The organism is Streptomyces fradiae ATCC 10745 = DSM 40063 (genome assembly GCF_008704425.1).
GTDB lineage: Bacteria > Actinomycetota > Actinomycetes > Streptomycetales > Streptomycetaceae > Streptomyces > Streptomyces fradiae.
The window spans coordinates 5,372,664-5,380,122 of the sequence record NZ_CP023696.1; the positions used below are offsets into that span (position 1 = coordinate 5,372,664).

The 7,459-nt window shown below is 72.9% G+C and carries 7 protein-coding genes; 4 read left to right on the forward strand and 3 right to left on the reverse strand.

Going from position 1 to position 7,459, the window contains the following annotated elements; genetic code table 11:
• Positions 1 to 80 precede the first annotated feature (80 nt).
• Together CP974_RS23815 and CP974_RS29750 are read left to right on the forward strand one after the other, a co-directional pair.
• Positions 81 to 437 carry a zinc ribbon domain-containing protein YjdM gene (locus tag CP974_RS23815; RefSeq protein ID WP_031131416.1) on the forward strand — a complete coding sequence of 119 codons (357 nt, stop codon included), beginning with the start codon at positions 81 to 83 and terminating at the stop codon, positions 435 to 437.
• A gap of 199 nt (positions 438 to 636) precedes the next feature.
• Positions 637 to 789 carry a DUF6126 family protein gene (locus CP974_RS29750; RefSeq protein WP_162887747.1) on the forward strand — a complete coding sequence of 51 codons (153 nt, stop codon included), beginning with the start codon at positions 637 to 639 and terminating at the stop codon, positions 787 to 789.
• Between the two features lie 162 nt (positions 790 to 951).
• On the opposite strand, the gene CP974_RS23820 is transcribed toward CP974_RS29750, so the two are convergent.
• The 3 genes from CP974_RS23820 to CP974_RS23830 all read right to left on the reverse strand — a co-directional run bounded on the left by CP974_RS23820 (position 952) and on the right by CP974_RS23830 (position 3,598).
• On the reverse strand, positions 952 to 1,296 hold the full coding sequence (locus CP974_RS23820; RefSeq protein WP_031131418.1) for an ArsR/SmtB family transcription factor: 345 nt from the start codon (positions 1,294 to 1,296) through the stop codon (positions 952 to 954).
• Between the two features lie 158 nt (positions 1,297 to 1,454).
• Positions 1,455 to 3,152, reverse strand: a complete 1,698-nt coding sequence (locus CP974_RS23825) for a SulP family inorganic anion transporter (protein WP_373276745.1) — start codon at positions 3,150 to 3,152, stop codon at positions 1,455 to 1,457.
• Between the two features lie 104 nt (positions 3,153 to 3,256).
• The gene (locus tag CP974_RS23830) at positions 3,257 to 3,598 is read right to left on the reverse strand and encodes an ArsR/SmtB family transcription factor (protein ID WP_031131422.1); all 342 of its coding nucleotides are present in this window, start codon (positions 3,596 to 3,598) and stop codon (positions 3,257 to 3,259) included.
• A 924-nt stretch (positions 3,599 to 4,522) separates the two neighbouring features.
• On the opposite strand from CP974_RS23830, the gene CP974_RS23835 reads away from it, so the two are divergent.
• A complete protein-coding gene (locus CP974_RS23835; protein WP_031131424.1) occupies positions 4,523 to 5,767 on the forward strand; it encodes an NAD(P)/FAD-dependent oxidoreductase in 1,245 nt (414 codons plus the stop codon).
• A 411-nt stretch (positions 5,768 to 6,178) separates the two neighbouring features.
• On the forward strand, positions 6,179 to 7,459 hold the full coding sequence (locus CP974_RS23840; RefSeq protein ID WP_223844475.1) for an aromatic ring-hydroxylating oxygenase subunit alpha: 1,281 nt from the start codon (positions 6,179 to 6,181) through the stop codon (positions 7,457 to 7,459).

The window sequence follows — 7,459 nt, forward strand, 5'->3', positions numbered from 1 at the left end:
CGCCCGTGGGGCACGGGGGCGGCTCCGGACCGTCCGCGGGCCAGGGCGGCCCCCACCGCCGCTGGCCTACGATGCGCGGTATGAACGAGAACCTTCCCGCGTGCCCGAAGTGCTCCGGCGCGTACACCTACGAGATGGGCGCCCTCCTGGTCTGCCCCGAGTGCGGCCACGAGTGGTCCCCGGCCGCGTCCGGCGAGCCGGCCGGCGGCCCGGGCGAGCAGGTGGTCAGGGACGCGGTCGGCAACGTCCTCGCGGACGGCGACACCGTCACCGTGGTCAAGGCCCTGAAGGTCAAGGGCAGCCCCTCGGGGATCAAGGCCGGCACCAAGGTGCGCAACATCCGCCTGGTGGACGGGGTCGACGGGCACGACATCGACTGCCGGATCGACGGCTTCGGCGCCATGCAGCTCAAGTCCAGCGTGGTGAAGAAGGCCTGACCGGGCCGCCCGGCCCGGAGGCGCGCACCCGCGCGCTAGACTTGCAGAAATCTGCAATTCGGCAGATTGCGATCAATGAAAGACCCTGAGGTGGAGGGCGGGGGTGGACCGCACCGCCCTCCACCGGGACGCGGCCGCCCCGCGCCCGCGCCGGGTCGCCGCCGACGGCCCATGGGTCCGTCGGGCTGGGAGGAGCGGCATGACCACACGACCGGAAGGCGACGGCCGGGACGGGGAGAAGTGGAAGGAGCGCGGCGTGATGCTGCGCGTCTTCGTGTACGTCTTCGCCACCCATCTCTTCGCCGGGTTCGTGTGGATCCTCTTCGCCGTGGGCCGGCACGCCCAGAAATAGCCCACCCGCACGCCTCCCGGACGCCCGTCCAGGGACCCCCGGTGCCGCCCCCGGCGCGGACGCCCGTCCAGGGTCCTCGGCGCCGCCCCCGGCGCGGACGCCCGTCCCGGGTCCTCGGACGCCGCCCGCGACGGCGCCCCGCCGGGCCGCCGGGAACGGCCGTCAGGCAGGCGGCTCCGAGGTCGCGGCCCGCAGGTCCGCGAGCAGTTCGGCCTGCCCGGCCAGCACACCGGACAGGATCGCGCGGGCCACCGCCAGCAGCTCCGCCACCCGCGGGTCGGTCAGCGAGTAGTGGACCGCCGCCCCCTCCCGCCGGGCCACGACCAGGTTCGCCCGGCGCAGCACCGCGAGCTGCTGCGAGAGGTGCGCCGGCTCGACGCCCAGCTGGGGCAGCATCTCGCTCACCGCGTGCTCGCGCACGCTCAGCAGCTCCAGCACGCGGATCCGCACCGGATGCCCCAGCGTCTTGAAGAACTCCGCCTTCAGCTGGTACAGCGGCGTGCTCATCCGCACCGCCTCCCCCATGCCGGGGCCGGGCTCCGTGTCGGTCGCGGTCTGTTCGTCATGCCCCCATCCTCCCGCCCGTACGCCGGCGCCATGACCTCCGGGGCGCCCCACGCCCGCGGCCGGCGGGTCCGGGCGCCCCGGAAGGCCCGGCCCGCCCTTCACGCGGCCGGCAGCAGCCCCGCCCGCCGCAGGTGGGAGCGGGCGCCCGCGATGGCCTCCGGAGTGGTGGCGTACTCCCGCCCCTCGGACCGCACCGGGTCGAGTGCCCCGACGGAGTCGAGGACCCGGCGCTGACCGGGACGTATCCCGGACACCATGACGGCGATGCCGCGCCGGTGCAGCTTCTCCACGGCGTCCTTCAGGACGAGCGCGCCGGTCGCGTCCATGGTGGTGACGCGGGACAGCCGCAGGATGACCACCCGGACGTCGGCCACCTCGGAGAGTTCGAGCAGGAAGCGGTGCGCCACGGCGAAGAACAGCGGACCGTCGATGCGGTACGCCACGATGTGCTCGGCGAGCAGCGCGTGCTCCTCCTCGCTGTGCTCACCGGGCAGGTCGGCGCGGAAGTCGACCTGGTCCATCCGGGCCTGCGCCGCCACGGCGCGCAGCGCGAGGGCGCCCGCCACGACCAGGCCGATGATCACCGCGTACACCAGGTCGAGGGCGAGCGTGGCGAGCGCGGTGAGGACCAGGACGGCGCCGTCCGAGCGGGTGGCGCGGGCCATCGCCCGCAGGGAGCCGACCTCGACCATGCGGACCGCGGTGGCCAGCAGGACGCCGGCGAGGGCGGCCAGCGGAATCCGCGACACCAGCGGCGCCGCGGCGAACACGATCACGGCGAGGACGGCGGCGTGGGTGAGCGCGGCCAGGCGGGAGGAGGCCCCGGAGCGGACGTTCACCGCCGTACGGGCGATGGCGCCGGTCGCCGGGACACCGCCGAACATCGGGGCCACGACGTTGGCCAGGCCCTGGCCGAACAGCTCCCGGTCCGGGTCGTGCCGCTGCCCCACCGTCATGCCGTCCGCGACCTGCGCCGAGAGCAGCGACTCCAGCGCGGCGAGCGCCGCCACCGCCACGGCCGGGGCGAGCAGCGACCCCACCGCGGACAGGTCCAGGAAGCCGAGGGAGGGCGCGGGGAGCCCGGCGGGCAGGTCCCCGATGGGCGCCGCGGCGTCGAGGTGGAGAACCTGGGCCACGGCGGTCGCGGCGACCACGGCGACGATCGAGAAGGGCACCGCCGGCCTGACCCGCGCCCCCACCAGCATCACCGCGGCGACGCCGGCGGCGAGAGCGGCGGCCGTCCAGTTCGGCGCCCGGACGAACGCCTCCACGGCCCGCCACGCCACGACCGGCACGCGCTCGCCCTCCGGCTCGGGCACCCCGAGGGCGTGGGGGAGCTGCTGGAGCCCGATCACCAGCGCGATGCCGAGGGTGAAGCCCTCGACGACCGAGGCCGGGATGTACGTCATGTACCGGCCGGCACGGGCGAGGGCGAGGCCCACCACGATCAGCCCGGCGAGCAGGCCGACGGTGAGCACCCCGCCCGGCCCGTGCTGGGCGACGATCGGCACGAGGACCACGGTCATCGCCCCGGTGGGGCCGGAGACCTGGAGGTTCGAGCCGCCGAACAGGGCGGCGAGCGCCCCGGCGACGACGGCGGTCGCGAGCCCGGCCTCGGCGCCGAGCCCGGAGGAGACCCCGAACCCGAGCGCGAGCGGCAGCGCCACGACGGCGACGGTCAGCCCGGCCGTCAGGTCCCGCCGCGGGGCTCGGAGGGCGGCCGCGAGATCGGCCCGGACGGGCAGCAGGGAGCGGACCCTGCCCCACCCGGCGCGCACGGCGCCACGGGCGCGCACGGGGGCGCCGGCGGGCACACGGGGGCCGGCGTCCGTCGCGTCCTCTGTGCCCTGGATGCCCTGGATGCCCTGGGTGTCCTGGATGCCCTGGGGGCTCGGGGTGCTCACGACGGCGCGACCTCGGCCTCCCGCAGCTCCCCCAGGAGCCGGTGCCGGCCGGCCAGCATCTCGGTGAGGATCCGCCGGGCGGCCCGCATCAGGTCGTCCACGTCCCCGCCGGCCAGCGTGTAGACCACGGTGGAGCCCTCGCGGCCGGACGTGACGATCCCCGACCGCCGCAGGACGGCGAGCTGCTGCGACAGCGCCGACGGCTCGACCTCGATCCGCGCGAGCAGTTCGCGCACCGCCATGGGGCCGGTCTGGAGCAGCTCCAGGATCCGGATGCGCACCGGATGCCCGAGCATCCGGAAGAACTCGGCCTTCGCCTGGTAGAGCGGAACCGGCACGATCTCCCGCCTCTCCTCGGCCCCTCTGCTCGGCCTCTCTCGGTCCGCCGGGGGCGGGCGTCCCGCTCCCGGTCGGCTGTGCCCGCGGCTACCTGCGGGCACAGCCGTCCCTTCATGATGTGCTGAATTGCAGAAATGCGCAATTGTCGAGGTGGTGAGGTGGGTCGCACCCGTGCCCGGCCGTGCGCCCGGTGCGGCCTCGCCCGCCCCGCCGCTCCCGGCGACGGGGCGCGTCCGCGTGAAGCGGGGGCCGGGTGCGGACCGGCTGCTGGCCGGGGGTGGCCGGGGGTGGCCGGGGGTGGCCGGGTCCGGGTCCGGACCGGGTGTGAGCCGGGTGTGGGCCGTGTGGCGAAACCGTGGTGCGCTTCCGGCGCTCCGGGGCTACCGCGCTGACGGAGTGTCAGGCATAGTGGTCCGGCCACCCCGGCCCGCCGACCCCCGGCGCCCGGCTCCATGCCGGCGCGGCCGTCGGCGCGGCGTGTGCCGCCGCCGCTCGCGGTGCCGCTTTTCCGTGCGCCCGGAAGCGTGCCCTTTCGCCGTGCCGGCCGCCAGGGGTATCCCCTCCATGGGTTACCAATCGGTAGACCGCTCCTTTCGATTGGCGCAATCCTTGTCGCCCGAAAGTGGAAGCACTTCTTTGGGCTTGCATTAGTTGACGCCATGAATGGCTTGTTCTTGACCCTTCTTTGAGGTGTGGTGTGCATCACAATCTCGACTGAATCCGCATGGCATATCGGGCATACCACCCGCCGATAAGGCGGAATGAGCCGTTCAGGTGGCGGAATCTGCGCTACCGCGCATTACTCCTCCATGACCGATGCTTGACCTAGATCAGCCCCCCTCCATAGCCTCCGTACCACGCTCGTACCGCAGGCCTGATAGACCGTCAGGTCCTGAAACCGACCCAGCCCGGGGGGACTCCGTATGTACGATGTCGTTGTTGTTGGCGGCCGTTGCGCTGGAGCGCCGCTCGCCATGCATCTGGCCCGTCAGGGGCACCGCGTTGTCGTGGTGGACAGGGCCTCCTTCCCGAGCGACTCGGTGTCGACGCACTACATCCACCAGGCCGGTCTGCTGCGCCTCAAGGAGTGGGGCCTGCTCGACGAGATCATCGCGGCCAAGACGCCCCCGCTCCGCAAGATGCACTACGGGTACCGGGGCATCGAACTCAACGGCTTCGCGGACCCCGTCGACGGCGTCGACGCCGTCTACTGCCCGCGCCGCACCGTGCTGGACGAGATACTCGTCAACGCCGCCCGCCGGGCCGGCGCCGAGGTCGTGGAGAACTTCACCGTCACCGACGTGGTGGTCTCCGACGGCCGTGTCACGGGCATCCGCGGACGCGAGGGGGACGGCCCCGAGCGCGAGCTCCGCGCCACGATCGTCGTCGGCGCCGACGGCTTCCACTCCACCGTCGCCAAGAAGGTGGGCGCGGAGCTGTACAACGTGCGCCCCGCCGCCGGCTTCATCTACTACTCGTACTACACCGGTCTCGAGTCGTGGGGCCTGCACCACAAGAACGGCATGAACGAGAAGTGGTTCGGCACCTGGCCGACCAACGACGGCCTCACCATGGTGGCCACCATCTGCACCAAGCGGTACCTCAAGGAGTTCCGCCAGGACGTCGAGACCAACTTCCAGGCCGTCATCGACGACGTCTCCCCGGAGATGGGCGAGCAGTTCCGCGACATGGGCCGGCGCGCGGAGGACTTCCGCCCCATGCGCTACCCGGACAACTACTACCGCCGCGCGTACGGCCCCGGCTGGGCGCTGGTCGGTGACGCCGGCTACCACAAGGACCCCTACACCGGCTGGGGCATCACGGACTCCTTCCTGCACGGCGAGCTGCTCGCCGAGCGCATCCACCAGGGCCTCGCAGGCGAGCGCCCCATGGAGGAGGCGCTGGCCGAGTACAACAAGCTGCGCGACGAGGAGAGCGCCGGCGTCTACGACTTCACCACGACGCTGGGCGAGCTCACCGAACTGCCGCCGTTCTTCAAGGCGACGATGAGCGCGATGAGCAAGTCCCAGGAGTGGACGAACAAGATGCTCGGCCTGATCGGCGGCGTCGTCCCCGACTACGAGATCTACGCGCCGGACGCGCTGGAGCGGCTCTACGACGACGCCGGCGTGCCGCAGGACGAGCGGATCTACGACCCCGCCGCCTGACGCACCCCCGCGCGGCCCCCCGCCGCCCCCTCCGGAGCCCCCCGGCCCCGGACCCGTACCCCTCCGCCGAGCACCGTGCGCCGAGCCCCGCCCTTCCGGGCGCTCGCGCCGGTGCCTCGCGCCACCCCATGTGCGCCGCGGCCCCCTCCCACGCCGCCCTCTCCGCGCCCCCGTGGCGGGACGACCGTCCCGGACACCGGCCCCCCCGCCCGGCGGGGGCACCGGCGTCCGGTCCGCTCCCGCACACCGGCGCGCCAGGCCCGCCCGGATCCGCACACCCCTCCCCCCAGAGCACCCCAGTCACCCCGCCGTCCCGACGCGCCGGGGGCCCGGTGCGGCCTGTCCGCAGGCCCCGGACCGCCCCGACGCCGGCACGGCATTCCATGCGCTTCGTTCGAGGGAGACCCGCAGATGACGCGTGCGTCCAGCATGTTCGATCTCATCAGTGACCAGGATGAGGACAGGCCCTACTTCGAGACCGGCGGCATCGGCAGGTCGCACGAGTTCTACACGGGCGAGGAGCAGTTCCGCCGGGAGATGTCCCGCATCTACGGCCGGCGCTGGCTCCCGGTCGACCACGTCTCCCGCCTGAAGGAGAAGGGCGCCTACAGCACCCTCAACATCGGCTCCGGGTCCATCCTGCTGATCCACGGCGACAACGGCATCCAGGGCTACCACAACTACTGCCGGCACCGCGGCTACAAGCTGGTCGAGGAGGCCACCGGCAAGCGCCAGAGCCTCGTCTGCCTCTACCACTGCTGGGTCTACGACCGGAACGGCAAGCTCAAGAGCCTCAACGGCACCTACATGGACCACTTCTTCGACAAGGAGAAGAACGGCCTGCTGCCCGTGCGGACCGAGGTCCGCTTCGGCGTGGTCTTCGTGGCGCTCTCCGACGACGCGCCGGACCTCGACGAGTCGCTGGGCGAGTTCGGCGCGTTCGCCGAGGTCTACGACCTCGCCGACCTGGAGTGCGTCGAGGCCAAGGACTACCCGGTCGCCTCGAACTGGAAGCTCGTCGCGCACAACGTCAACGAGAGCCTGCACTTCCCCACGGCCCACAAGGACCTGCACCGCATCACCGACTTCGACGACGCGGGCACCTACGACCTCGAGGGCGACATCGTCGGCGCCTGGCAGTCGATCCGCACCGGCTACAACTCCGTCTCCATGTCGGGCCGCAGCCCCCGCACGCCGATGCCGAACGTCCCCGAGGGCGACCTCCAGAAGATCAACTGGATCACCATCCTGCCCAACCTGCTCTTCGGGTTCACGGCCGACTACGTGATGATGCAGTGGGTCTGGCCGGAGAGCCCCGGCACCTGCTTCGTCCGCCACTTCTGGCTGTTCCACCCCACCGAGACCGCCAAGAGCGACTTCTCGCACGAGGACGTCTTCGCGCTGTGGGACAAGGCCAACTACGAGGACTGGGAGATGTGCGAGCGGACCCACCGCGGCCTCTCCAACCCGCTGTGGGTCCCCGGCCAGCTCTCCTACGACGAGGAGGTCATGGCCCAGATCGACGCCTGGGTCGCGCGCGAGACCGCCGAGGGCGCCGAGGCCGGGGCCGAGGGCGGGGCCGGTACCCCGGACGCCCCGGCCGCCGAGCCCGCCGGCGCCTCCGCCGACTCCGAGGCCGCCGCCGCCGAGGACGGCGGCAAGGCCGCCGGACCCGGAAAGGCGGAGCGGTGA